Below are 24,287 nucleotides of genomic sequence, written 5' to 3'. Positions count from 1 at the left end.
TTGGTTATTGCACATTTTCCTCGAAATATCCCGAAAGCACATCTTCCACATTCGTCAAATGCGCCAGCATGGCGGCTTCCGCCTGTGCACCGTTCCCGGCAGCCACAGCATTGTAAATCCGTTCGTGCTCCTCATACAGCCGCTGAACGGAGGTCTTCTTGGAAAACAGCCAGATTTTCCTCGTTTCCCTCATTGTTTCCAGCAGCAATGATGACACGTGATTCATCAAGTGTTTAAGAAGTTCATTTTGAGAAGCGTCCGCAAGCGCAAGATGAAATGCAAAGTCTGCTTTCTCTCCCAGCTCCCCGTCCGCTTCAATGCTGCCCATTTCCTTTAGTGCATCCTGAATTCTTTCGAGATCTGCTTCTGTCCTTTTTTCAGCCGCTAGTGAAGCCACGCCGATTTCAAGCAGTTTTCTGACCTCGAGCAGCTGCTTGACGTCCTCTTTTTTCATCAGAAGGGCGGCTGAGAGCGGCTGAGAAATTTGATTGAGCTCAAATTCCTTCAGATACGTGCCTTCTCCCTGTTTCATTTCGACAAGCCCCATCGCCTTTAGCGCAGAAAGTGCTTCGCGAACCGCTGAACGGCTGACTTGAAAGCTCTCAGCAAGCGCCTGAACAGAGTCCAGTTTATCCCCCGGCTTCAATTCGCCGTTTTTGATCATATCTAATAGTGCATCCGCTACTTCTTCATATATTTTTTTTGTTTTAATCTGTTTGTATTTCAATGCAATTCACCCCGTAACTTGTAGGTCTGGCTGTTTACGATCTATTATACTCTGTTTTGTGGGCCGCCAAAAGATTTTGACTATTTTGTCAAAAAGTCTTGTACTTTGATTTTTTTCAAAATATAATGCTAGGTAACTGGTCTTATTACCCAGTCATCAGATGATCATATCATCTATAGAAACCGCTTACATATGGCGCCAGTTTATGTTTCAAGGAGGGGTTTGGGATGCAATGGACACAGGCATATACGCCTATAGGGGGAAATTTGCTATTATCAGCGCTTGCCGCACTTGTACCGATTATTTTCTTTTTTTGGGCACTCGCGATTAAACGGATGAAGGGGTATACAGCAGGCTTGGCCACATTGGGGATCGCCCTTATTATTGCTGTATTGGTTTATCGGATGCCGGCGGAAAAAGCGCTGATGTCCGCGACACAAGGAGCCGTATACGGATTGTTGCCGATCGGCTGGATCATTGTGACGTCTGTTTTTTTGTATAAAATCACTGTGAAAACGGGACAGTTTGATATCATTCGCAGCTCTGTTCTCTCGATTACTGATGACCGACGGCTTCAAGCTCTCTTGATCGCTTTTTCATTCGGGGCTTTTTTAGAAGGGGCAGCAGGCTTCGGAGCGCCGGTCGCCATTTCTGCCGCGCTGCTGGTCGGTCTCGGCTTTAATCCTCTTTATGCTGCGGGGATCTGTTTGATCGCCAATACGGCGCCGGTTGCCTTTGGGGCAATTGGGATTCCAATTACAGCCGTAGAAGGGCCGACAGGGATTCCGGCGATGGAGATTTCGCAAATGGTTGGGCGGCAGCTGCCGTTTTTATCCGTATTTATTCCTCTTTATTTAATCATCATCATGAGCGGGTTCAGGAAAGCCTTGGAGATCTGGCCGGCGATTCTCGTATCCGGTGTTTCCTTTGCTGTTGTTCAATATCTCAGTTCCAATTTTTTAGGGCCTGAGCTGCCCGATGTTTTGTCAGCTCTTGTTTCAATGGCTGCGCTTGCTGTGTTTTTGAAATGGTGGAAGCCGAAAACAACATTCCGGTTTGCCGGTGAACAAGAGTCGGCCGCCTCAATTGAAACGGCGCGCACAAATCCGGCAGCGCCTGCATACAGCGGCGGACAGATTTTTAAGGCTTGGTCGCCATTTCTGCTGCTGACGGCGATGATTTCCGTATGGGGCATTCCATCTGTCAAATCTGCACTGACCGGGCATTATGAAGGCTCTGCGGTGTTCTTGAAATGGCTGAATGCTGTTGGAGAAAAACTGACTTTTGCCCCCGGTGTGCCTTTTTTGAACAATCAGATTGTCAATGCTGACGGTACGCCGATTGAGGCGGTTTACAAGCTTGAGGTGCTTGGTTCGGCCGGCACCGCGATATTGATTGCCGCAGTGCTGTCAAAGTTCATCACGGCGATTTCGTGGAAAGACTGGGGAGCCGTTTTTAAAGAAACAGTCCAGGAATTGAAGCTTCCGATTTTGACCATCGCTTCTGTCGTTGGTTTTGCCTATGTCACCAACTCCTCGGGAATGAGCACGACACTCGGGATGACACTCGCGCTGACAGGTTCGATGTTTACCTTCTTTTCGCCCGTTCTCGGCTGGCTCGGCGTCTTCATTACCGGCTCGGATACTTCCGCCAACCTGCTGTTCGGCAACCTGCAGAAAGTCACCGCATTATCAGTCGGCATGGACCCCGTTCTGTCTGTGGCCGCCAATTCTTCAGGCGGTGTCACAGGAAAAATGATTTCACCGCAGTCGATAGCGGTGGCGTGCGCCGCCGTAGGACTCGCCGGAAAGGAGTCAGATCTTTTCCGCTTTACCATTAAACACAGTCTGTTTTTGCTGCTGCTCGTTTGTATCATCACCTTTTTGCAGCATCACGTATTCAGCTGGATGATTCCTTAAAAAAATCCTCCCGTCTAGGGAGGATTTTATTTATATCGCTTTCTCGCTGCCGATGACGGAATATTCATTTGATCGCGATATTTTGCCACGGTGCGTCTCGAGATTTGGATGCCGTGTTGTTCATACAGCAAATCGACAAGCTTTTGATCTGAAAGCGGTTTTGTTTTGTCCTCTTGATTGATCAGGTCTTCAAGATGCATTTTGACTGCATAATTCGACGCATCTCCCTCTCCTGAAGCCTCGGCTTTTGCTGAGAAAAAGAGTTTCATCTCAAACAGCCCATAAGGCGTTTGTATTGTTTTCCCTTTAATGGCCCGGCTCACAGTTGATTCATGAAGGCTTAGACAGTCCGCCACCTCTCTGAGAGTCAGCGGCTTCATTGCGCTTCGCCCTTTCATAAAGAAATCCTTTTGGCGTGTGATCAGTTCATTGATAATTCTCGTGATTGTCTGTTTTCGCTGCCGCAGCGCGCGGCTCAGCCAGCGCCACTCCTGATATTTCGCAGATAAATAGGAGACAGTATCCTGACAGGAGCCGGATGATAAAAGCGTTCTGTACTGCGGATGCAGATCGATCTCGGGAAACGAGCGGGTATTCAGTTCCGCTGCAATGTGCCCGTTTTTTACGGTGATAAAAATGTCAGGCTCAATATACACATCTTGCTCTGGCCGGGCAAACAGAAGGCCAGGTCTAGGATGAAGAGCCGCGATATCATCTGAGATATCTTGAATGGTATGAAGCGGAATTCCTGTCTCTACTGAAAGCGCTTTCCATTTTTTTTGCGCAAAAGCATCAAAATGAGCTGAAACCAGCATTTCCGCTTGTTCATTTCTGTTCGGCAGCCGCTGTAATTGAAGAAGGATGCATTCCTGCAAAGATCTCGCGCCGATTCCAGCCGGTTCTAATGACTGGAGTTTTGCCAAAACAGCCTCCGCTTCCTTGGCCGATACAGATAATCGCCGTGCTGCCTCCTCTATATCTTCTTCCAAGTACCCGTTTGAATCAAGCGAATGAATCAGATAATTAAAAATCTTTTTTTCAGTGTTTGTCAGATTCATATCGAGTGACTGCTGTTTTAACGCATCCTGCAATGTTTTTTGCGGATCACTTAATTGAAGGCCCGCTTCCTGTGCATTCATCCTGTTTTTGTTTGTTTTATGGTAAGATAGTGGCGGTGTGTCTGTTTCCTTTCGTTCAATAAGAGGGTTTTCCAGTGAGAGCTCATCAATGTACTCGGCGAGTTCTGCCGAATGATAGCCAAGCAGCGTGATGGCCTGCCTGAGCTCCTGTGTCAGTTGAGGCTTTAATACTTGTACTTGCTGAAGTTTCATATCCATCTTGCTCACTCCCCTTTCTTCATTGTACATGATTGAGATCACACCGTATACATTTATGAAAAAGGAGCTGCCAAAGAAATGTCTGAACTTTTTTCCGTCCCTTATTTTATTGAGAATTTAAAACAGCATATTGAAATGAATCAGTCTGAGGATAAAATCCACGCGATGAACAGCTACTACCGTTCCGTCGTCTCAACACTCGTGCAGGACCAGCTGACGAAAAACGCAGTTGTCCTGAAACGGATTCAGCATTTAGATGAAGCATACAACAAAGTCAAACGTGGAGAATCAAAATAAACCTTCCGCTCACATGTGAGCAGGAAGGTTTTCCTTCTTTGAGGCGTTCTGGATGAGCCGGGTGCTTGGCACTCCTTCCATCCAGGTATGAAAATAATTGGCGTTTTTCCCATAGGAATTATCAATGACCGTATTTTCTTTTTGAAGAAGAGAGGACAAGATGTGTCCGTGCAGCCTTGACGTTTCCACCGATTCGTAACGGCTGAAGAACCGAATCGCTTTTTGGACGATATAATCCGAGTATTTTTCCCATATAAACGCGATCGGCAGAGGGTTGCCCGCTTTTTTGTTCAGGACGTTCAGCGTTTGGAGAAAAGCGATCGTCCGGCGGTCTGAAGCTGACAGGACCGTGCGCCAGTCGTAGCTTTCCGCTTCTGCGTGTTCCTGGAGCGCCTGGTTTGCTTCATGATCTGTTCGGATAAATCTCAGCTTTTGATTGGACGGCTGCTGCGTGGGAACGACGGGAAACAGCTGATGAGCCATATCAGGCAGAAGCTGAATGTGATTTCTTGTAAAATAAGTCTGCGCCGTAGCATAGGAGGCTTTTTCCCTTGTCATGATGTGAAGGTTCGCATGCTTAGAAAATATCTCTGCCGTCCGTTTGAGGTTGTCTTTGTTTTGAAAATAAATCGATTGCGGCAGGATCACAATTTTGTGGTTCGGATAGGTTTGGACGATTTTCTCTCTAAAGCCTTGATAATACGGATACAGATCCCCGAAGTTTCCGCCTCCCTGGCAGACGATGATGAGATTAGGATCCAGCTTTCGCCCGACTGGAAAATTGTCAGGATTCCAGCGTTTTCTGACCCGAATCCCGTATTCTTTAAAGAAGGCTTCTGTTCCTTTCATAATAAATAAATCCCCTACATTCCCATATAGAGGATAGTCAGCATATATAATCTCTGATTGTTTCGGAATGACGTCGAGCAGCCCGGACAGTTTCTGTTTCAGGCCGATCATCGAATGCTTGCTGTCCATTTCTTCACCTCGGCAGTTTGGAATAAGTGCAGTAGCACATCAATGACCCGGTCTTGCTCATCTTCTGTCATATTTGACCCTGAAGGGAGACAGATTCCCCGCTTGAACAAATCTTCGCATACGCTTCCTGTATCTTCATGAGAATAAAATAAAGCCGGATCGAACAGCGGCTGGGTATGGAGCGGCTTCCACAGCGGACGGGCTTCAATGTTTTCTTCAGCAAGACGATGAACTACGTCATATGGGCTGAGCCCGTTATCAAGTGTGAGCGTGGTGAGCCAGCGATTGGATACGCCGGCTGCGTACTCCGGCATAAAGCGGACGCCGTCTATGAGACCAAGCGCATTTTTGTATCTCGTGAAAATGGTCCTTCTTTTCTCCACACGCTCATCCAGCACCTCAAGCTGGGCAATGCCGACGCCGGCTAAGATATTGCTTAGCCTGTAATTATGTCCCATTTCACTGTGCTGATAATGAACAGCCGGCTCTCGTGCCTGCGAAGCGAGAAATCTTGCTTTTTCAATTGCTGCTTCATCATTTGAAACGAGCATCCCTCCCCCTGATGTGGTAATGATTTTGTTCCCGTTAAATGAAAAAATGCCGAAGCGCCCGAAAGTTCCGCTTTGCTTCCCTTTATAGACTGTACCCAGAGATTCGGCTGCATCCTCAATGACAGGAACTCCGTATGCATCACACAGGCTTACGATTTCATCCATTTTCGCACTCTGCCCATATAGATTGACGGCAATAACCGCTTTTGGCAGTGTTCCGTTTCTTTTCGCTTCCTCCAATGCTCTTTCAAGGGCTGTCGGCGACATATTCCACGTATCAGGCTCAGAATCAATAAAGACGGGCACCGCTTTTTCATATAAAATCGGATTGGCGGTTGCTACAAATGTGAAGGACTGGCAAAACACGCTGTCACCTTCTTTTACCTCAAGTAAACGCAACGCGAGATGAATCGCCGCCGTTCCTGAGCTGACCGCAGCTGCTGCTTTTACACTGACTCGTTCTGCCAGCTGTTCTTCAAATGAATTCACGAGCGGCCCAAGCGGCGCAATCCAGTTTGAGCGAAAGGCTTCTGAAATATAGTGCTGCTCCCTGCCGCTCATATGAGGGGGAGATAAGTAGATTTTTTTATGCATAGAATCATCCTTTGTTTGATGTTTGAATGGAAGAAATGATGCGTGCCGGTGCACCGGCCGCCGTTACCCTGTCCGGTATGGAACGGATCACCGCGGAGCCGGCGCCGACAATGCTCCAAGCCCCGATTGTAAGCTGCGGTATGACGGATGCACCGGTTCCGACGTGAGCGCCTTCCTGAACGGAAACCGCTCCTGACAGCGTGACACGCGGGGACAGATGAACGTAATCGCTGATTTGATTGTCGTGCTCTGCCACTGCACCCGTATTGATGATGCAATGAGCGCCGATGTGCGCATCCGCCTGAATGATCGCGCCCGCCATAATCACTGTCCCTTCCCCAATGACAGCCGACCTGCTGACGATGGCTGACGGGTGAATCAATGTAATAAAATCATCCTTTTTCAGTCCCAGTCGCTCCGCCAGCTGTTTTCTGACACTGTTATTCCCAACAGCAATCAGAAACAGCACATCAGGAATGAGCCTGCGCAGTTCAGTAACGGCTTCCGGCGGTCCTGTGTACCATTCTTTTCCGCCTTCGAACGTTTTGAATTTATCATCCAGCACCGCGGCTAAGCGCGTATCTGAGCGGACGTCTATCAGCTCTCTAATCACCTTTCCGTGTCCGCCGTCACCCACAATGGCCACGTTTTTCATGAGGACACATCTCCGCTTCCGGTAAACCGTTCCGCGGTCACATGATTGGTTTGCTGAATCCCTTCTGAAACAAGGACCTTTCGCACCGTCAAACATAAAATTTTCAAATCGAGAAAAAATGACCGGTTGTCAACGTACCAAACATCTAATTCAAATTTCTTTTCCCAGGAAATCGCGTTTCTGCCATTGATTTGCGCCCAGCCTGTGATACCCGGCTTCACCTCATGGCGCCGTGCCTGTTTTTCTGTATAAAGAGGCAGATAGTCCATCAAAAGCGGCCGCGGCCCGACAAGGCTAAGATCGCCCTTCAGGACATTCAGGAGCTGCGGAAGCTCATCAATGCTCAGCTTTCTGATCAGCCTGCCCGTTTTCGTCAGCCGGACTTCATCGGGCAGCAGATTTCCCTCACCGTCCCGTTCATCCGTCATTGTCCGGAACTTATATAGGGTGAACGGTTTGCCGTGCAGGCCCGGCCTTACTTGCTTAAAGAAGACAGGTGATCCTATTTTCAGCCTGACAACGGCGATGGTGAACAGAATGATCACACTTGTACAGCACAACAAAAAAATGGCGGCCGTCAGATCAAAAAGTCGTTTCAGGATCAAAGATTCACAGCTCCTTTCGTTTTTCGAAACCGTTTTAATACCAGCTGTCTTTCCTCTTTTGTACAAACGAGCATAAAAGCGAAAACAGCGTAGCAAAAGCTGACTGCCACTCCCGTCGCTATCAGTGACGGCCAGCCGTCAATCTTCACAACGAACTGAATTGTCTTACAGACCGTCCAGGCAAATACAGCGGCTGAAAGAGGCCCGATTATGCCTTTAAAGAACACGTGCTTTTTGTAGCCTGTAATGCGGGATACGTAAAGCGGCGTAAAGATGGCATTTTTTAAAATAAGAGAAATGGCCCCTGCCAATGTTATGCCGTACAGACCGAGATGAGCCGGCCCGCTCAGCGTGACCGCCAGCACCACATTCACCGCACCTAACAGCAGGGTAACAATTGCCGGTGTTTTTTGTTGATTAAAAGCGGTCCATATATAAAACAGCGGCATAAAGGCGAGGCTGACAACCAAGTATCCGGCATGAATAAATAAAAGCGGTGCTATCGACGAAAAGGACGGTCCGAGCCAGATTGTCAAAAAAGGCCCCGCCAATCCGCCCAATAAGGCAGCAGGAAGTGCAAGCAAAAGACCATTAAGCCTTACTGCCTTATTTGCGTAATTCATCAATCCTTCCATATCGCCTTTTGAATAATATGAAGTCATGATAGGCGCAAACAGGGATGCGACCGTTCCGGCCAAGCTGCGCAAAAGCAGCGGAAACTGGATAATCGCCGCGTATTTCCCGGAGGCGGACGCCCCAAGCATCAAATTGGCGGTTAACAGATCAATCTGCAAAAAAAGCAGGACGCCGATTTGATTGACGGAGCTCCATGCGCCCGCTTGAAACAGCTCCTTGCTAGTGCGGAATGAAAGATCCTTCATACGAAACGAAAACCATGGAATCAGCTTTTTGAAGAAATAGAAAGACAGCACAGACGCAATAACAGCACCAGCTAAAGCTGCAAGCTGGATCTGCCAGATTTTCGGCGCAAAGTATGCAAACAGGAGCAGCACAGACAGCACCCGTATAAGCATTTGCACCGCCTGAATGGAACTGGTGATATAAAGACGGTTGGCATAAAATGGTGCAGCGCCGAAGCCGGCCATCAGAAATGTTAAAATAAACAGCACACTGCCGATCAAAATCGACAACCGCACATCTGCCAAAAGCGCTTGCGGCACATTCATGACGCGGTCAATAAAAAAAGCCGAACCCGCAAGCGGCAGCAAGAGCAGCAATGAAATCAAAACAGAGGCCGCTAAATAATTGCTGATATACGCATTTGCTTTCTCCCGCTCTCCCCTGTGGGCAGCAACAGAAAAGAACCGAACGACAACCGAGCTGAGCGCCACGGTGATAACCGAAAAGTAATTAATCACATTTTGTGTCAAGTGAACAAAGCCAAACGCTTCCACACCGAGCGTTTTGACAATAAAAGGCGTCATCCAAACCGACAGGAAAACGGACAAGAGAAAAGCCGTGAGATTAGCGCTGAAATTTATCGTGAATTTCATGCCTGCTTCGCACTGCCTTTCATTGTCCCCCGCTGCTCGAAAAACAGCTTGATGAGAAAAGTGAGCCGCCATTTACACAGTGCTAATACCAAACGCTCTCCTCTTAATAATTTCTCATGCTGAAACGGTGTATGTCTGACAGCCTGCCGCACCATGTCATAGGATAAAATCTGTCTGATCTTCTTTTTGATGTCTCTCGGCGAATTCGGAGAAGCACAGGCATTTGCCAAAAGCATCGGAAGCTGGTGCCTGCAAATGTACACATTCAAATCTTCTTTGCATGCGCCTGCTAAGCCGTAGTGATTGTAGAATGCGATTTTAGCCTGATATTGTTTTTGAAGATGTTCATCCATCGCCGGCTTATAAGGAATTTCTGTCAGGCTGTTCGGGTTTTCACGATAAATGTACAATCCTTCATCAAGCATTTTTACCCGCTCCGCTTCGCAAAAAGCGGACAAATTGAAGGGAGAGTCTTCAGCAAAACGGATGTCTTCATCAAACATCAGATTCGCCCTATCAAAAAGCTCACGGCGGTAAAGGTAACGCCATACATACCAGATAAATCTCGTTTCGTGAGCATGTTTAAGCCGTTCAGTCATTTCTCGTTTTGTCAGCACGCGGTTTGCCTCAAGCTGCGGCGGCACATATGTCCGCCTGTCCGATGACTGCTTGTAAAAACCGCATCCGACGATGTCGAGCCGATTTTGCTCCGCTTCTTCAGCCAGCCTCTGGAACATGGAGGATGATACATAATCGTCTCCGTCTACAAAGCCGATGTAAGTGCCCCGCGCGGCCTTTATTCCCGTATTTCGCGCTGAACTAAGCCCGCCGTTTGCCTGATGAATGACCCGGATTCTCCCATCCCGTTGTGCATAGTCCTCTGCAATTTCGCCTGAACGATCCGGTGTTCCGTCATTCACGAGGATGATTTCAATATCAGAAAGCGTTTGACGAAGCAAAGAATCAATGCACTCTTCTATAAATGGTTCAACATTATACATCGGGACAATAATGCTGACGAGCGGGGTCATTGCGCTTCACCGCTGATTTTGTCACGCAGACCTTTAAAATACACATCTCTCGGAAAGCCTGCACGGGGTGTTTCTTTTGTTAAAAGCTCATTAACTGCGGCTGTTACGCGCTCTGGCTCCGGATGTTCTATCAGCTTCATGAACGGGATGTCTTTAAGCCATTGATAGCCCTCCATTACTTTATGGTCAAAGGAGCGAATGACAACACACGGCGTTCCTGTCAGCGCGCAAAAAATCATGCCATGAAGCCTGTCAGTGACGACGGCTTCTGCGCTTTGCAGCTTAGACCACAGTGCTTCAAGTTCTTGTTCGCGTGTATCGCGGCTGACCCGGCGCCCGATCGTTGTCGTAAAGGATTTGATCTCGCCGAATTCCTCACATAGCGCAGCCTTGACCCGGTTCCTCTGGTCCTCCTGAAGCACGCTTTCCTGATCCTCGCGCAAACACATATAAACCCCTTCGCGTTCTGCGGGGGCCTTGCTTCTGTCTAAATACAGCACCATGTCCGGCTGCTTCAAAATTGTTTTTTCTTGAAAATGCTGTTTCATAAATTGATACGTTGTTTCATCCCGCGCCATCAGCAACAAGCCGGGGTGCGCATTATAAATTTTCTGTGCCCGTTTCAGCTCTTTGCGCCCTTTTTTCGTGTCAGAAAAATGGGCCGTTGCCGGAAGCTGGACAACCCGATAGTCACGGAATGTGTTAATGATGAAGCGGCGCGTCCACTCCTCATAACGGTATAAATCCCCCATGTTTCCGCCGCCGATGATAAAGACCATATCCTCCGGATGGCGCGAGCGGATCAGGCTTTTTGCTGATTTGTAAATGTCCTTCATATCGACCTCGACGATGTCAAAGTCCGAGTATTCTTGCTCAAGAAATGCCTTGCTGGCATAAGCAATTGCATGATCTCCCAAATTGTCATGGGACGGCAGCAGGGTCAGTATGATTTTTTTCTGATGTGCTGCGGCCTTTACCGGCTGATCTGCCGCTCCCAGCCAATATTGGGACGGGTATTTGACCTTTAGCAGCAGCCATTCTGCAAAATTGATTTTCAACGATTGTAACGACATGTCCTCACCCTCTGTTTCTCATTTTGTACTCGATCACCCGCTGATACACAGCCGATGCCATAGCGACGAACGGAATCATTCTGTATTTCGCCATCAGAAGCAGGCATGACCGTTTTGCGTCAAAAGGAGCAGTACCCGTTTTTGAAAGACTTTCTTGAAACACCGGGTCCGCGCATATCACGCCAACATTTCTAAGCTTTTCAAACAGCCGGCGGCTGCCGCTCGTTTTCCATTCATTCAGCATACAGATGCTGCTGTGAAGAACGATAAAGGTATCAAGCTCCTTGCGATACTCCTCCAGTTTGTTGTTCTCCTGTAAAAACGCCGCATTCGCCTCATACAGCGCAAGTCCTGATTCAAACAATTTTTTCTGATAGCGCTGCACAATGGAGGAAAGGTGAATTCGGTAATGATAGAGCGGCGTTTTTACGTAGGATACTGAGCGGGCGAAAAAATGAGCCCTGAAGCTGAAAAACTGATCCTCGACATGCTCCAGCTCGCCTCGGAGCGGAAACGATAGCCGATGGGCTTCAATCATGCTTCTTCTGTACAGTTTGTTCCATGAAAACCCTCTGACCTTCCCTTCGAATAACGCCTTGATATAGTGCTCCTTCGGCCGATCCTGATAGGTTTGGGCAATGTCTGAGTCCATGGTTTTGCCAGTGTCCTCAAACTCTGCGGCGTAATTGCAAATGACCAGATCAGTTTCATCGCCTGCTGCTCGGAGCATCTGCTCGCAATAATCAGGTTCGATCCAATCGTCTGAATCGATAAACGCGATAAATTCGCCGCGTGCTGCCTCAATGCCTTTATTCCGAACCGCACCGAGACCCTGGTTCTCTTGATGAATCACCTTGAACCTGTTGTCCATATTGGCGTATTCTTCTGCGATATCCGGGCTGGCGTCTGCTGAACCGTCATTAACAATGATGATTTCTATATTGTCCACTGTCTGGTTCCGCAGTGATTCGAGACACGTTCTGATATATGTTTCTGTGTTATAAACAGCGACTAGCAGACTAACCGCAGGTGTTTCCATAATGACCGGCTCCTCTTGCATAAATTACCGGGAAAAAATCGTTCTGTAAGGCAGAACGGATGAATCAACCGGCATAAGCAAATAACTGTAAAGAAAATAACAAACAATGATAGCAATATAGATAAGGGCATTCGATTTTTCATCAAATATCCTGACGAAATAAGGGACTAAGATCATTTGATACAGACCGAAATAAATATTGAATCTGGCAAAAATCACGTCCTTTGTGGCCAAAAGGCCGAATAAAAAACCAAGCAGGCACAAATTTACGACAATATCGATTTGCGGCCATAGACGCCGCAGTCGTTCTTTATAGCAAAATGCAAGAAACAGCGGCAGAACCAAAACAGCGATTTTGATCACATTCATTCCATTTGTGTTCGTCATGAGCCATTTTTCATAATGGCTGTATGAGCTGTTTTCAAGTACAACGACAAACACAGAAATAAATTTTTGATATAAAAATGTCATGCCGAGAAATAAAGCGGATAGGCCAAATATCGCCGGTGACCAGGCTTTTCTTCTGACAATAAAGTACACTGGAATCATAATTAGCGCCGACGAATGAAAGAGCGAGCTGACCAGCACAATCAGGAAATATCGCTTCCAGTTCCCGCTGATGATATAACGGATCGCCCAAAACAAAGCAGCTGCGACCATGTATTGCCTGATGCCGTTAAAAGACGCGTAGTAATGAAAGGTTCCCAAAAATAAAAAGACACTCAGCTCAAACGGCCTGCCATAGTCGGCGAGTGTCTTCATAATAAAGCTGTAGGTCACGACCGCCACCGTAAAATACATGATTTGAGGATCTTCCGTGATGAAATTCATCAGCCAAAGGAGTGCGGTAAACCCCGGATCTGTCGCTGTTTTTGCTGTGCCGAAACCGAATATCTGCCACACATTTTGATAATCGCCCGCCAATTCGTACAGCAGCGTGTACGTCTGAAAATCCGTGCCGACTCGATAGCGGAGACCTGACACGAGCACAAGTGAAGCGAGCGGAATCCAGATCAAAAGCTTATTCGGCCGATACCCCGTGGCAAGCGAATCGTCACGGCCGCCGCACATTTTAGCGAACCAAGACCAAATAAATACAATCCCCATATTGACGGCATATACAATCATCGGTTATGGTCCTTTTCCGTGCTGATGTTGTATACATTCAGCAGCGCTCCTACATTTTGCTGTGCATCGTAGCCAAGTTGAGCGAGTGTTTCTTTGATGAACTCACGCTTCGGCCTGCCTGCGGCGGCCGCCCTCGCAATGGTTTCAGCCCAGACGCTGATCGGCTCAGAAAGACTTAATCTTGTGACAAGCCCGAGACCGGCGTCGACTTTTTCTGTAATGCTGTCTGAAATGATGCATGGAAGCCCCGACGCCTGCGCTTCCACAAGCACAACCGGCAAGCCTTCGTACAGAGACGGCATGACAAATACATCGAATGTTCGCATCAGTTCATGGATCCGTTCTTCGGTGCCTAAAAAGAGGACGTCTGAAAGCAAATTCTGCCGCCGCGCCTCCTCCTCTATCTCCCCGCGCAACGGCCCGTCTCCCGCCAGAACGAGCTGAAAGCGAACGCCTCTTTCTTTGAGATGTGCGGCAAGTTTCAGCAGGAACGCGTGGTTTTTCACTTCATGAAACCGGGCCACATGGCCAATGATGAGCCGGTCGGCTGCAATGCCGCGTGCTGCTTTTTCTTCATCAGCCGCCTGCCCATTTGGGGCGAACAACTCAAGGTCAATCCCGTTAGGAAGAAGGTGAACACGCTCCCGCTCCATATTGGACTGTCCAAATAAAAACCTGCCCGCATCCTCTCCGCAGGCACACAGCGCTGTCGCATTTGCCAAAATGAGCCGCCTGAACACCATCAGCTGCAAGCGATCCTTCCAATTGAAGCCGGTCTTCCAAGACGTATTGTGGGAGTGGCATACCCTGACCGGCACTCCGGCGAGCCTTGCCGCAAGGGCGATAAAACCCGTTTGGAAATCCGTGTGCGCATGAACGGCGCTGAACGGCCCGTTTTCTTTTATCGCGTTTCTCACATTCCTCACAAATGTAAGGGGATTGCTTTGCCCAATGCTCGGGACATAAAAAAGCCGCCCGCCTAAAGATAAAATCTCTTCATCGTAAGCGCACGGATCATTTCGATGCGTTAAAAAGTCAAATTGCACTTTGCTTTTGTCCATCTTCCGATATAAATTCATTACCATGGTTTCCGCGCCGCCCCTGTTCATGCCGCTGAGAACATGGAGCACGCGCTTTTGGCTGCTATTCATGCTTGACAAGCCCTTCCTTTTGGTTCATCACTCTTTTTTTATGGTAGCGATTCATCACGGCTGCAGGCATAAACGCGCGGATTAACGGTTTTGCGATATATATGTAATCAGATAAAGGAAGCTTCAAGCGTCTACACGCCTGATAGACAAGAATGGCATTGTCGATTGAATACGTAAATGACCGCCGTTTGAATGCATCGCTGTCTTCCCTCACTTTATACAAGGCTTCCTGAAGATTATAGCCCCTGAAGCCCTCTTCAAAAAAGCGAAGCCACAAATCAATATCTTCCATTCGTCTCGTCCGCCGCACCGACCGGTAGCCTTTCAGCGTGCGGTAGGCACTCGCTCTCATCATAATCGTGCCGTGGCAAAATGGGGTCCCTTTTGCCATGATGCCCGGCTCCGGAACAGAAGGCAGAATGCGGGTGCCTCTTACGCCAAATTCATCAAACACAAGCATGCCGGTGCCAACCACCTGATAATGTCGGTGCTTTTCTAAAAACGCGACCTGCTTTTCCAGACGGCGCGGAAACGAAAGGTCATCTCCATCCTGACGTGCGATATAATCGCCTGTCGCATGCGAAAGACAATGATTTAATGATGCGGCAAGCCGCTTATTTGTTTTGTTTTGAATCAGTTTGATGCGGTCGCTGTAATGAGCGGCATACTGCTTCGCGATGCGGAGCGTGCTGTCTGTTGACGCATCGTCGCACAAAATCAGCTCCCAATTTTTATAGGATTGGCTGAGTATGGATTCTATGCTTTCTGCCAAAGTGCGTTCGCAATTATAAATGCCCATAATGACAGAAACTTTCGGTCCTGAGTTCATACGCTTTTCTCCTTTGTATCCATATCCATGTAGGCGGAATAAATATCTGCCATTTCTTCCACCGTTCGCGCCTCCGAGAAGCGCAAGGCTGTTTTTCGGCCTTCCTGTCCCAGCTTTCGGCAGAGTACCGGCTTATGGTAAAGCTGTTCAATCCGGCGGGCAAAAGCAGCACTGTCACCGATTTTGATCAGAAAACCGTTTTTTCCGTCGCGGATGATTTCCCGATGCCCGCGATTATCTGTGGCGATCGCCGGTTTTTCTGCCGCCATTCCCTCAAGCACATTCATGCCGAGGCCCTCTCTAATGCTGGATGCGACAGATACATCCGCAAGCTGAATCAGCTCATGTATGTCGCTGCAAAAGCCGTAAAAACAGACATTGGCGGAAGCGCCAAGCTTTTCAGCTAACGTTTGATACGTTTGTTCCATGGCCCCTTCCCCGGCAAACACAAGGCGAAGCGAAGGAATTTTTTCTTTTAGCAAGGCTGCGGCTTCAATTAACTGCTTCTGGTTTTTGTTCAGATTGAGCTCAGCCGGATAAACCAATATAAAATCATCTTCACGGAATCCGTGCTTTTCTCTGAGTCTTTGCTGCTCTATCGGACTGACAGGCCGGAAACGCTCGGTATTGACACCAATGCCGTGAATTTTCTGCGTCCTTCCGCCCGGCCTTTGAAGTCCTTTCGCCCGTGTGTAATCCTCTTCATTAATCGTAATCAGACAGTCCGTATATGCTGAAAGCCATTTCTCGACCGGATAGTAAAGAAGCCAATTTTTCACTGGTGCTCCTTTGCAGAAGTGAAATCCGTGCGCTGTGTACAGCACCTTTGTTCCGTGCCGCCGTGCCTGCCTCGCCGCCAGTCTGGCGAGAACACCGCCGACCGGTGTATGGCAATGGACAATGTCGTATTCATAGGTGTCGATCACTTTCTTCAGCTGCCTATAAACGGCCAGGTTCTGAGGGTCAAAAGGTGACCTGCGAATCGGAATGGAGAATTTCTCATCCACATACGGCAGCTTGGTTTGTCCGTTCGCGGCGACATGAACCTCCCAGCCCATTTGCTTGAACCATTTAAAATAAGGGAGGTGAAAGGCCTTAAAATGATAATCAACAGTCGCGCAAAACAATATCTTTTTCGTCATTTTCACTCCCCCTAATGAACGCTGGCAGCCGTCATTTCTTCTGATGTATTGATTGCCGCAAACAGCCTCGCTCTCAGGTCGGCTTCCGGCAGCTCATGAAAATCCTCGATAAAGCGCATCAGCACCGGCCAATCGCCGTCCACCGCTTTACCGATGTGAATTTTTGGAAAGATTTGTTCAGCATGGACTTCATTTTTGTTCAGTAATTCTTCATACATTTTTTCGCCCGGACGAATGCCTGTGAATTCGATCGGAATCTGCTCAGTCGTGTAGCCGGACAAATGAATGAGGTTTTTGGCAAGATCCACAATCTTTACGGGCTCTCCCATATCGAGAACGAAAATTTGACGCCCTTTCGCCAGTGCCCCAGCCTGAATCACAAGCCTTGATGCCTCGGGAATCGTCATGAAATAGCGGGTCATTGCCGGATGTGTTACTGTCACTGGGCCGCCTTTTTCAATCTGTTTTTTGAAAATCGGAATGACGCTGCCGCGGCTCCCGAGTACATTGCCGAAGCGAACAGCGACAAATTTGGTTCTGCTGACTTTCCCAAGATTCATAATAATCATCTCTGCGAATCGTTTTGTCGCCCCCATTACATTGGCTGGGTTCACCGCTTTGTCCGATGAAATCAGCACGAATGTCTCTGTTCCCGACATATCGGCTGCTTCCGCGACATTTTTTGTTCCGATAATATTGTTTTTGACCGCCTCTTCAGGGTTGTGTTCCATTAAAGGCACATGCTTATGGGCAGCTGCATGATAGACAACATGCGGCTCGTACTTTTTCATCAAGGTAAACATTTTATCGCGGTCCTGCACATCAGCGATTTCCGTATGGAACACAATGTGTTTGCCGAATCGTCCGTTCAGCTCTGTATAAATCGAATGAATGCTGTTTTCCCCATGGCCGAGCAGAATGATTTCCTTAGGCTGAAACGCGCTGATCTGACGGCAGATTTCCGAGCCGATTGATCCCCCCGCTCCCGTGACGAGAACTGTTTTTCCTTTGATGCGGTTCGAAATTTCGCTAGTGTCGAGGGTTACCGGCTTTCTGCCGAGCAAGTCCTCAGCTTTTACATCTCTGATTTGTCCGGCAGTTCGTGTGCCAAGCAGCATTTCATCAAAATGAGGCATAATTTTAATGCTTACTCCGGTTCGCACACATTCTTTATATAACACCTGAAGCTCATGGGTGCGGAGTGAAGGAATGGCAATAATAATATAATTAATTTTGAGCTTTTGCACCGCAGGCATGATACTTTCTTTTCCGCCGATTACGGGCAGCCCCATAATTTCTAATTTATGCTTCGTTTGGTCGTCATCAATAAAAGCGACAGGTATGATATCAGGTTCATCTTTCGAAAGCAGCTGCCTGACCATCAGAGTCCCACCTGAACCCGCCCCGATAATCAGCGCGCGGGACGAGGCGCAGCGTTTTTTTCTGATGCTTTCGTTTAATACTCTGGATAAAATACGGGTCCCTCCAATAGACAAAAGCTGAAGCACCCAGCACGCGGTTAACAGACGGAAGAACATCGTGTGATACACAGCATACTGAATGATGCCGGTCACAGCGGCGGAAAGCGTAATGCCCTTAAGCAGGACAATCAGCTCGCCGAGTCCGGTGTATGTCCACACCTGTTTATACTGATTGAACAGGAAAGCACACACATGATAGCTGAGGAGCAAGCTGACAGCGGTAAGCAGTAATGCTCCGGAGTCATAAAATTGATAGGAATCTTTTAAAAATTGATATCCTGCAATAACTGAATTTAAAACGAGGTAAGTATCCAGCGCAATAATCATTGACAGTCTTCTCCGGTAACTCAACCTTTTCCCCCCTAATTCTTTTATCGGTTTAGCTGCGGCGGTTTTCGTCTCTCCAAAAAATCGGCAGCAGCTAAACCGACAATACGTCCTATGTATATATCAGATAAGTGGGCATTTAACCCATCCTCACGCCCCGCCAGCGACGACCAGCATCTAAGGCAGCAACTTCAGCTGCCCACAGCAGAGCCGAGTGCCTCCATTGATACAGGTCAGGAGACATCACCTTTACAAAAACTAGTAGGAATAGTGTTCCGATTTTTTCATTTTCTTTTTGTTTAAAAGAGCGCCTAACAGCTTCGCATTGGATTGTTCCAGTGCATCCTTTGCTTTTAGAACGGTATCGGTTTTTGTTTTTCCGCTTAAAACGACGAGCACGCTGCCGTCTGTCTGATTTGCTAGAATCTGAGCATCTGCAACAGCCAAAAGCGGAGGGGAATCAAAGATGACGAGGCTGAATTGTTCATAGATCTCAGATATTAAGTCTCCCATTGCTTTTGAAGACAGCAGTTCTGCCGGGTTTGGCGGGGTCGGCCCGCTTGTCAGTACATATAAGTTATCGATCGGCGTCTTTTGCACCGTCTCACTGAGTGAAGCATTGCCGACCAGCACATTTGTCAGCCCGGTTACATTATCAACCTGAAACGTCTGATTGATGGTCGGCTTTCTTAAATCGGCATCCACCAGCAGTACTTTCTTTTCCTGCTGCTGCGCAAAGACAGCCGCAAGATTCGCTGCACTGAACGATTTACCTTCACCAGGCACAGAGGAGGTGACGAGGATAGATCGCAAGTTGGTCTGGACAGATGAGAACTCAATGTTTGTCCGAATGGTGCGATATTGTTCCGCAACAACTGATTTATTGTGTAAAACAGATATTTGAGCCAAACCTCGCCTTGCTTTCTTTTTTCTAAAGATCACTCGCTTCACTCCCCGAAATGTTTTATCCCGCGATTCCGCCCTTTGTGGACATCAGGAACGGAGCCTAAGCATGGCAATCCGGTTCTCTCGCTGAGCTGCCGTGCGCTTTTGCACGTATCATCGAGAAAATGCAGAAAAAATGCCAGTGTAATGCCGCCCATGACAGCAGCGCCAAAAGCCATGACCATATTTCGCAGCCTGGCCGGCTTGATCATCGGGCTTTCAGAAGCCTTCGCCTCTGATAATATATGTACGCCTTGTACATTCATTCTTTCATCTACTTCTTTTTCAAACTTGTTCACTAATGTGTTCGCAATCTCAGCTGCTTTCGCCGGATCGTGATCCTGAACGGCAACGTTGATTATTTCTGATTCATTTTCACTGCTGGTAACCACTTTTCCTTTCAGCGAGGAAGCCGATTCAGATAGGTGCAATTCCGCCTTAACTTCTTCCATCAAGGCAGTGCTTTTCATAATCGATTGGAACGTGCTGCTATACTGAAGATTTCGCTGGATGTCACTGAGATTCGAGTTTTCTTCACCGTCTGATTCATGAACCAGCACCTGTGTCGACGCCTGGTAGGTCGGTGAAATGACCTTAAATTGCACAAAACCCATAATAAGGGTGACGCCGATTGTGATGAGCAGAATCAGCACGAATCTGTGTCTGACAATCGCATATAATTCTTTGAAACTCATATTCTCATTCATGTATTCATAGCCTTCAGCCTTCCCGCGGCTGGCTTCCCGCGCCCCTTTCTGTTAATGATTGGATTATAAAAGAAAACGTTATTATTTAAAAATTGCAAAATAAGCCAATAAGTTCTCTTTAGAGAACAAAATCATGATTTTCCTCTAATTTACTGCACTTCCCTTATTATTTTAAATTTTATAAAGAACGAAAAATTCCTTATAATGAACGAAATAATGACAGGAATAGAGGAGAATTTCATATTATGATTGGAAGAATTATCCGTTTGTACCGTAAAAGAAAAGGCTATTCTATTAATCAGCTGGCTGTTGAGTCAGGCGTATCCAAATCCTATTTAAGCAAGATTGAAAGAGGCGTTCACACGAATCCGTCCGTTCAATTTTTAAAAAAGGTTTCTGACACACTGGAAGTTGAATTAACAGAATTATTTGACGCAGAAACAATGATGTATGAAAAAATCAGCGGCGGTGAAGAAGAATGGCGCGTACATTTAGTGCAAGCCGTACAAGCCGGGATGGAAAAGGAAGAATTGTTCACTTTTACGAACAGGCTGAAGAAAGAACAGCCTGAAACTGCCTCTTACCGCAACCGCAAACTGACGGAATCCAATATAGAAGAATGGAAAGCGCTGATGGCGGAAGCAAGAGAAATCGGCTTGACTGTCCATGAAGTCAAATCCTTTTTAAAAACAATGGGAAGATGATGATCAGTTAAGGGCTAACGTTCGCATCTATAGGGTAAATCTGTTTATAATGGGGGAAAAAGGGAGAGAGCACAATGACTCATCAAATAGTAACGACTCAATACGGCAAAATAAAAGGCACAACGGAAAATGGCGTACATAAGTGGAAAGGCATCCCTTATGCCAAGCCGCCTGTCGGACAATGGCGTTTTAAAGCACCTGAGCCGCCTGAAGTGTGGGAAGATGTCCTTGATGCCACAGCGTACGGCCCTGTTTGCCCGCAGCCGTCTGATTTGCTCTCACTGTCGTATGCCGAGCTGCCCCGCCAGTCCGAGGATTGCTTGTATGTCAATGTATTTGCGCCTGACACTCCAAGTCAAAACCTGCCTGTCATGGTGTGGATTCACGGAGGCGCTTTTTATCTTGGAGCGGGCAGTGAGCCATTATATGACGGATCAAAACTTGCGGCGCAGGGAGAGGTCATTGTCGTCACACTGAACTATCGGCTGGGGCCGTTTGGCTTTTTGCACTTGTCTTCATTTGATGAGGCGTATTCCGATAACCTTGGGCTTTTAGACCAAGCCGCCGCACTGAAATGGGTGCGAGAGAATATCTCAGCGTTTGGCGGTGACCCCAATAACATAACAGTATTTGGAGAATCCGCCGGCGGCATGAGCATTGCCGCGCTGCTCGCTATGCCTGCGGCAAAAGGCCTGTTCCAGAAAGCGATCATGGAAAGCGGCGCTTCTCGAACAATGACAAAAGAACAAGCGGCAAGCACTGCGGCTGCCTTTTTACAGGTCCTTGGGATTAATGAGAGCCAGATGGACAGATTGCATACTGTAGCAGCGGAAGATTTGCTTAAAGCGGCCGATCAGCTTCGGATCGCAGAAAAAGAAAATATCTTTCAGCTGTTCTTCCAGCCCGCCCTTGATCCGAAAACGCTCCCTGCTGAACCAGAAAAAGCGATCGCAGAAGGGGCTGCTTCCGGCATTCCGCTATTAATCGGAACAACCCGTGATGAAGGATATTTATTTTTCACCCCGGATTCAGACGTTCATTCTCAGGAAACGCTTGATGCAGCGCTCGAGTATTTACTAGGGAAGCCGCTGGCAGAGAAAGCTGCCGATTTGTATCCGCGTTCTTTGGAAAGCCAAATTCATATGATGACTGATTTATTATTTTGGCGCCCTGCTGTCGCCTATGCATCCGCACAGTCTCATTACGCCCCTGTCTGGATGTACCGGTTCGATTGGCACCCAGAGAAGCCGCCATACAATAAAGCGTTTCACGCATTAGAGCTTCCTTTTGTCTTTGGAAATATGGACGGATTAGAACGAATGGCAAAAGCGGAGGTTACGGATGAGGTGAAACAGCTTTCTCACTCGATACAAACAGCATGGATCACATTCGCCAAAACAGGAAACCCAAGCACCGAAGCTGTGAATTGGCCAGCGTATCAGGAAGAAACAAGAGAGACGCTGATTTTAGATTCAAAGATTACGATCGAAAACGATCCCGAATCTGAAAAAAGGCAGAAACTATTCCCTCCAAAAGGAGAATAAACATGGGGAAAACAGGATACATTGGTGCTGCCATTGTTGTGGCCGCTTGTATCATTATTTTATCGGCCGTGGTATGTTTACGGGACACAGTCTATTACCAGCCTATGCGCTGGACTGGCATCATACTGTTTTTCACGGGAATTGTGATGGTTCCCGCATACTCAGCAAAAAGAAAACCCGGAAAAGAGAAGTAATTCTCTTTTCCGGGTTTTTATGTTTATTATAATTTTCCCGCGCGAATATCGTCTGTCATTCCCTCATAAGGAGCCTTCGAAATCACTTCTTCGTTGTCGACTCCTTCATTTTTCAGAAATGTAATTTCCGCAAATTCAGGTACAACGTATTTTGGATACGTTTCATATTTTTCGCGGGATTCTTCCATCAAATCAATGTGGTCATTTTGGTAGCAAACCGTAATTTCAGGATGTTCATGCACCCATTTCGGGAAGAAAATAATGCCGTGCATGCGTTTTTCATTTGGCATAAAGTTTAATGAAACATCCGTGCCAGTCGGCTCTGTCCAAGACACTTTATATACGCCTTCTGTCAGTTTGACAATATTCACTTCCTGATCCCGAACCCAGCGTCCGGCAACCATTCCGCTATGAATTCTATAATCAATTGTATGGTCATTTTTAATATAAATCTCGTATTCCCAGCCGTTTTCATACGTATAAATCATGTGGCTTCCGATAAAGTTTTCCATTTTTCACACTCTCCTTAGTCTTTTACTGTACTTCATAAATGTCTAGTCGAACGTAATCAGGGGTTCTTTCTGCGGAACCGATAAACAAGCGGTCATGGAGCCATTGATAGACTTCACTGCCTGTTTCAAACGTCGGTACCGTACGGAAATAAACATGCTCAGGATCAATAATTTCCCCGGCTGCCGCTTGTTTTCGAAACGGCTCGCTGACTTGCCGTAGTCCATTGTTTTCAATGTAAATCAGTTCATGATCTGCTGTTTCAATCACATACCTGGCAGATAAATCGGTTCTGCCGTCAGCGCGAATCATTTGTGAATCGGCACCGCCCGGCAAAATACGTCCCTTTACTTCCCCGGTTATTGTTCCCGAACGAATCGGAATGAATCGTCTCAGTCCCAGGCCTGTCTCACCAATCGTGATAGGCGGATCAACCTTGATTTCTAAAGAGGCGAATGGTTTTAAAGCCGGCTTCTTCACGAGAACCACCTCACCTCCAGAAAAAAATCATGTAACTATTTACATGTTTACTTTAACACTATTGCAGTTAACTGTCAAACAATAGGAACATAAAAAAACAAGGACTGTTTGAAGACAGTCCTTGGCTGAAGCTAGCTTTGATAAGCAAGATATGTGCTGACAGTGCTTTTGGCAAGACAGGCAGAGGAATCTATCATCGGAATCTCACTTTGAATATGATTTAACAACGCATTTAAATCCGTGCAGGCTGAAATGATGATGTCTGCATGCTGACTGATTTCTTCATATAGCGTCTGCCACAATACTGGTGTATGCTGCATATGATTTGGCTGTTTGATTGCGGCGATTAGCTGGTTCACAGCCTGCTGCCAATGGTCCTTGTGAACAACTTCTTTTCCATTTTCCTTCAGAACTTTTTGGTAGATGGCGGATTGGATGGTTGGCTCTGTTCCTAAAACAACCGCTTTTTTTGCAGGCTGCGGAATCTCTTTTATCGTTTCCTCAACAATATGTAACATAGGAACCGACAGTGCCTGCTGAATCTCTTCATAGTAGACATGCGCCGTATTACAAGGCAGCGCAATGAAATCAACGCCTGTTTTCTCGAGCTTTACCGCCCCGTCGATAATCGCTTTTTTCATCTCAGCATGGTCAATTGGACGATCTGCATAGAAGGGCGTCGGGCATGAATAGATCATCATGTGCGGGTAGTCAATATCGTTTGAAGCCCCATACAGCTTCTGACAGTAATCAATCACCTTATCAATAAACGGCGAGGTCGATTTCGGCCCCATTCCGGCTAATATTCCGATCATCAAATTCATT

The 24,287-nt window shown here is 47.2% G+C and carries 25 protein-coding genes; 5 read left to right on the top strand and 20 right to left on the bottom strand.

Annotation, left to right across the window (positions count from 1 at the left end; translation table 11 throughout):
- Positions 1-4 precede the first annotated feature (4 nt).
- Positions 5-727 (bottom strand): L-lactate utilization/bacilysin biosynthesis transcriptional regulator LutR, encoded by a 723-nt coding sequence (lutR, locus tag ACQVGT_RS03645; protein ID WP_003228277.1) that lies wholly within the window; start codon positions 725-727, stop codon positions 5-7.
- Positions 728-954: 227 nt separating this feature from the next.
- Between lutR and lutP the strand changes: the two genes are divergently transcribed.
- A complete protein-coding gene (lutP, locus tag ACQVGT_RS03640; RefSeq protein WP_015384690.1) occupies positions 955-2,646 on the top strand; it encodes an L-lactate permease LutP in 1,692 nt (563 codons plus the stop codon).
- Positions 2,647-2,672: 26 nt separating this feature from the next.
- On the opposite strand, the gene rpoN is transcribed toward lutP, so the two are convergent.
- On the bottom strand, positions 2,673-3,983 hold the full coding sequence (gene rpoN / locus ACQVGT_RS03635) for an RNA polymerase factor sigma-54 (RefSeq protein WP_041518055.1): 1,311 nt from the start codon (positions 3,981-3,983) through the stop codon (positions 2,673-2,675).
- 78 nt (positions 3,984-4,061) lie between these two features.
- Between rpoN and yvfG the strand changes: the two genes are divergently transcribed.
- Positions 4,062-4,280 carry a protein YvfG gene (yvfG, locus tag ACQVGT_RS03630; RefSeq protein ID WP_003219905.1) on the top strand — a complete coding sequence of 73 codons (219 nt, stop codon included), beginning with the start codon at positions 4,062-4,064 and terminating at the stop codon, positions 4,278-4,280.
- Positions 4,281-4,289: 9 nt separating this feature from the next.
- On the opposite strand, the gene ACQVGT_RS03625 is transcribed toward yvfG, so the two are convergent.
- The 15 genes from ACQVGT_RS03625 to ACQVGT_RS03555 form a co-directional block, all read right to left on the bottom strand.
- Positions 4,290-5,258, bottom strand: coding sequence for a polysaccharide pyruvyl transferase family protein (locus ACQVGT_RS03625; protein WP_015384692.1), 969 nt, complete (start codon positions 5,256-5,258; stop codon positions 4,290-4,292).
- Positions 5,237-6,403 (bottom strand): DegT/DnrJ/EryC1/StrS family aminotransferase, encoded by a 1,167-nt coding sequence (locus tag ACQVGT_RS03620; protein ID WP_015483719.1) that lies wholly within the window; start codon positions 6,401-6,403, stop codon positions 5,237-5,239. Before ACQVGT_RS03620 ends, ACQVGT_RS03625 begins: the two co-directional genes overlap by 22 nt.
- Before the next feature lie 4 nt (positions 6,404-6,407).
- Positions 6,408-7,058: an acetyltransferase gene (locus ACQVGT_RS03615; protein WP_015384694.1), complete on the bottom strand. Its 651-nt coding sequence runs from the start codon at positions 7,056-7,058 to the stop codon at positions 6,408-6,410.
- On the bottom strand, positions 7,055-7,663 hold the full coding sequence (locus ACQVGT_RS03610; RefSeq protein ID WP_015251185.1) for a sugar transferase: 609 nt from the start codon (positions 7,661-7,663) through the stop codon (positions 7,055-7,057). The genes ACQVGT_RS03615 and ACQVGT_RS03610 overlap by 4 nt, the downstream gene beginning before the upstream one ends.
- On the bottom strand, positions 7,660-9,177 hold the full coding sequence (locus tag ACQVGT_RS03605) for an MATE family efflux transporter (RefSeq protein ID WP_015483720.1): 1,518 nt from the start codon (positions 9,175-9,177) through the stop codon (positions 7,660-7,662). The genes ACQVGT_RS03610 and ACQVGT_RS03605 overlap by 4 nt, the downstream gene beginning before the upstream one ends.
- Positions 9,174-10,208 (bottom strand): glycosyltransferase, encoded by a 1,035-nt coding sequence (locus ACQVGT_RS03600; protein WP_015384697.1) that lies wholly within the window; start codon positions 10,206-10,208, stop codon positions 9,174-9,176. The genes ACQVGT_RS03605 and ACQVGT_RS03600 overlap by 4 nt, the downstream gene beginning before the upstream one ends.
- Positions 10,205-11,281, bottom strand: coding sequence for a polysaccharide pyruvyl transferase family protein (locus tag ACQVGT_RS03595; RefSeq protein WP_015483721.1), 1,077 nt, complete (start codon positions 11,279-11,281; stop codon positions 10,205-10,207). The genes ACQVGT_RS03600 and ACQVGT_RS03595 overlap by 4 nt, the downstream gene beginning before the upstream one ends.
- Positions 11,282-11,285: 4 nt before the next feature.
- Positions 11,286-12,320: a glycosyltransferase family 2 protein gene (locus tag ACQVGT_RS03590; RefSeq protein WP_015483722.1), complete on the bottom strand. Its 1,035-nt coding sequence runs from the start codon at positions 12,318-12,320 to the stop codon at positions 11,286-11,288.
- A 24-nt stretch (positions 12,321-12,344) separates the two neighbouring features.
- A complete protein-coding gene (gene epsG / locus ACQVGT_RS03585; RefSeq protein WP_015384700.1) occupies positions 12,345-13,448 on the bottom strand; it encodes a biofilm exopolysaccharide biosynthesis protein EpsG in 1,104 nt (367 codons plus the stop codon).
- Positions 13,445-14,599: a glycosyltransferase family 1 protein gene (locus tag ACQVGT_RS03580; protein ID WP_015384701.1), complete on the bottom strand. Its 1,155-nt coding sequence runs from the start codon at positions 14,597-14,599 to the stop codon at positions 13,445-13,447. The genes epsG and ACQVGT_RS03580 overlap by 4 nt, the downstream gene beginning before the upstream one ends.
- Positions 14,592-15,428, bottom strand: a complete 837-nt coding sequence (gene epsE, locus ACQVGT_RS03575; protein ID WP_046340266.1) for a glycosyltransferase EpsE — start codon at positions 15,426-15,428, stop codon at positions 14,592-14,594. The genes ACQVGT_RS03580 and epsE overlap by 8 nt, the downstream gene beginning before the upstream one ends.
- Positions 15,425-16,570: a glycosyltransferase family 4 protein gene (locus ACQVGT_RS03570; protein ID WP_041518059.1), complete on the bottom strand. Its 1,146-nt coding sequence runs from the start codon at positions 16,568-16,570 to the stop codon at positions 15,425-15,427. The genes epsE and ACQVGT_RS03570 overlap by 4 nt, the downstream gene beginning before the upstream one ends.
- A gap of 11 nt (positions 16,571-16,581) precedes the next feature.
- Complete coding sequence (locus tag ACQVGT_RS03565) at positions 16,582-18,402, bottom strand: polysaccharide biosynthesis protein (protein ID WP_181220166.1); 1,821 nt, start codon at positions 18,400-18,402, stop codon at positions 16,582-16,584.
- Positions 18,403-18,636: 234 nt separating this feature from the next.
- Positions 18,637-19,320: a protein tyrosine kinase EpsB gene (gene epsB, locus ACQVGT_RS03560; protein WP_003228249.1), complete on the bottom strand. Its 684-nt coding sequence runs from the start codon at positions 19,318-19,320 to the stop codon at positions 18,637-18,639.
- A 5-nt stretch (positions 19,321-19,325) separates the two neighbouring features.
- On the bottom strand, positions 19,326-20,030 hold the full coding sequence (locus ACQVGT_RS03555; RefSeq protein ID WP_003228247.1) for a YveK family protein: 705 nt from the start codon (positions 20,028-20,030) through the stop codon (positions 19,326-19,328).
- A 245-nt stretch (positions 20,031-20,275) separates the two neighbouring features.
- On the opposite strand from ACQVGT_RS03555, the gene slrR reads away from it, so the two are divergent.
- The 3 genes from slrR (at position 20,276) to ACQVGT_RS03540 (ending at position 22,472) form a co-directional block, all read left to right on the top strand.
- Positions 20,276-20,734, top strand: a complete 459-nt coding sequence (gene slrR, locus ACQVGT_RS03550) for an HTH-type transcriptional regulator SlrR (RefSeq protein WP_015384706.1) — start codon at positions 20,276-20,278, stop codon at positions 20,732-20,734.
- Between the two features lie 74 nt (positions 20,735-20,808).
- Positions 20,809-22,278, top strand: a complete 1,470-nt coding sequence (gene pnbA / locus ACQVGT_RS03545) for a para-nitrobenzyl esterase (RefSeq protein ID WP_015384707.1) — start codon at positions 20,809-20,811, stop codon at positions 22,276-22,278.
- A 2-nt stretch (positions 22,279-22,280) separates the two neighbouring features.
- Positions 22,281-22,472: a hypothetical protein gene (locus ACQVGT_RS03540; protein WP_014480958.1), complete on the top strand. Its 192-nt coding sequence runs from the start codon at positions 22,281-22,283 to the stop codon at positions 22,470-22,472.
- A 26-nt stretch (positions 22,473-22,498) separates the two neighbouring features.
- Here the strand turns inward: ACQVGT_RS03540 and padC are convergent, their stop codons facing one another.
- The 3 genes from padC to racX form a co-directional block, all read right to left on the bottom strand.
- Positions 22,499-22,984 (bottom strand): phenolic acid decarboxylase, encoded by a 486-nt coding sequence (gene padC, locus ACQVGT_RS03535; protein ID WP_015384708.1) that lies wholly within the window; start codon positions 22,982-22,984, stop codon positions 22,499-22,501.
- 22 nt (positions 22,985-23,006) lie between these two features.
- The gene (locus tag ACQVGT_RS03530; RefSeq protein ID WP_015483726.1) at positions 23,007-23,462 is read right to left on the bottom strand and encodes a DUF3237 domain-containing protein; all 456 of its coding nucleotides are present in this window, start codon (positions 23,460-23,462) and stop codon (positions 23,007-23,009) included.
- 131 nt (positions 23,463-23,593) lie between these two features.
- Positions 23,594-24,277, bottom strand: a complete 684-nt coding sequence (gene racX, locus ACQVGT_RS03525) for a broad specificity amino-acid racemase RacX (protein ID WP_015483727.1) — start codon at positions 24,275-24,277, stop codon at positions 23,594-23,596.
- Between the last annotated feature and the right edge of the window lie 10 nt (positions 24,278-24,287).

This window comes from Bacillus sp. SCT118, from assembly GCF_058566435.1.
This window is presented reverse-complemented; position numbering and strand designations above follow the sequence as displayed.

Coding starts and splice junctions, on each gene's coding strand:
- lutP (WP_015384690.1), top strand. CDS start 955: ATGCAATGGACACAGGCATATACGCCTATAGGGGGAAATTTGCTATTA.
- rpoN (WP_041518055.1), bottom strand. CDS start 3,983: ATGGATATGAAACTTCAGCAAGTACAAGTATTAAAGCCTCAACTGACA.
- yvfG (WP_003219905.1), top strand. CDS start 4,062: ATGTCTGAACTTTTTTCCGTCCCTTATTTTATTGAGAATTTAAAACAG.
- ACQVGT_RS03625 (WP_015384692.1), bottom strand. CDS start 5,258: ATGGACAGCAAGCATTCGATGATCGGCCTGAAACAGAAACTGTCCGGG.
- ACQVGT_RS03620 (WP_015483719.1), bottom strand. CDS start 6,403: ATGCATAAAAAAATCTACTTATCTCCCCCTCATATGAGCGGCAGGGAG.
- ACQVGT_RS03615 (WP_015384694.1), bottom strand. CDS start 7,058: ATGAAAAACGTGGCCATTGTGGGTGACGGCGGACACGGAAAGGTGATT.
- ACQVGT_RS03605 (WP_015483720.1), bottom strand. CDS start 9,177: ATGAAATTCACGATAAATTTCAGCGCTAATCTCACGGCTTTTCTCTTG.
- ACQVGT_RS03600 (WP_015384697.1), bottom strand. CDS start 10,208: ATGACCCCGCTCGTCAGCATTATTGTCCCGATGTATAATGTTGAACCA.
- ACQVGT_RS03595 (WP_015483721.1), bottom strand. CDS start 11,281: ATGTCGTTACAATCGTTGAAAATCAATTTTGCAGAATGGCTGCTGCTA.
- ACQVGT_RS03590 (WP_015483722.1), bottom strand. CDS start 12,320: ATGGAAACACCTGCGGTTAGTCTGCTAGTCGCTGTTTATAACACAGAA.
- epsG (WP_015384700.1), bottom strand. CDS start 13,448: ATGATTGTATATGCCGTCAATATGGGGATTGTATTTATTTGGTCTTGG.
- ACQVGT_RS03580 (WP_015384701.1), bottom strand. CDS start 14,599: ATGAATAGCAGCCAAAAGCGCGTGCTCCATGTTCTCAGCGGCATGAAC.
- epsE (WP_046340266.1), bottom strand. CDS start 15,428: ATGAACTCAGGACCGAAAGTTTCTGTCATTATGGGCATTTATAATTGC.
- ACQVGT_RS03570 (WP_041518059.1), bottom strand. CDS start 16,570: ATGACGAAAAAGATATTGTTTTGCGCGACTGTTGATTATCATTTTAAG.
- ACQVGT_RS03555 (WP_003228247.1), bottom strand. CDS start 20,030: ATGAATGAGAATATGAGTTTCAAAGAATTATATGCGATTGTCAGACAC.
- slrR (WP_015384706.1), top strand. CDS start 20,276: ATGATTGGAAGAATTATCCGTTTGTACCGTAAAAGAAAAGGCTATTCT.
- pnbA (WP_015384707.1), top strand. CDS start 20,809: ATGACTCATCAAATAGTAACGACTCAATACGGCAAAATAAAAGGCACA.
- ACQVGT_RS03540 (WP_014480958.1), top strand. CDS start 22,281: ATGGGGAAAACAGGATACATTGGTGCTGCCATTGTTGTGGCCGCTTGT.
- padC (WP_015384708.1), bottom strand. CDS start 22,984: ATGGAAAACTTTATCGGAAGCCACATGATTTATACGTATGAAAACGGC.
- racX (WP_015483727.1), bottom strand. CDS start 24,277: ATGATCGGAATATTAGCCGGAATGGGGCCGAAATCGACCTCGCCGTTT.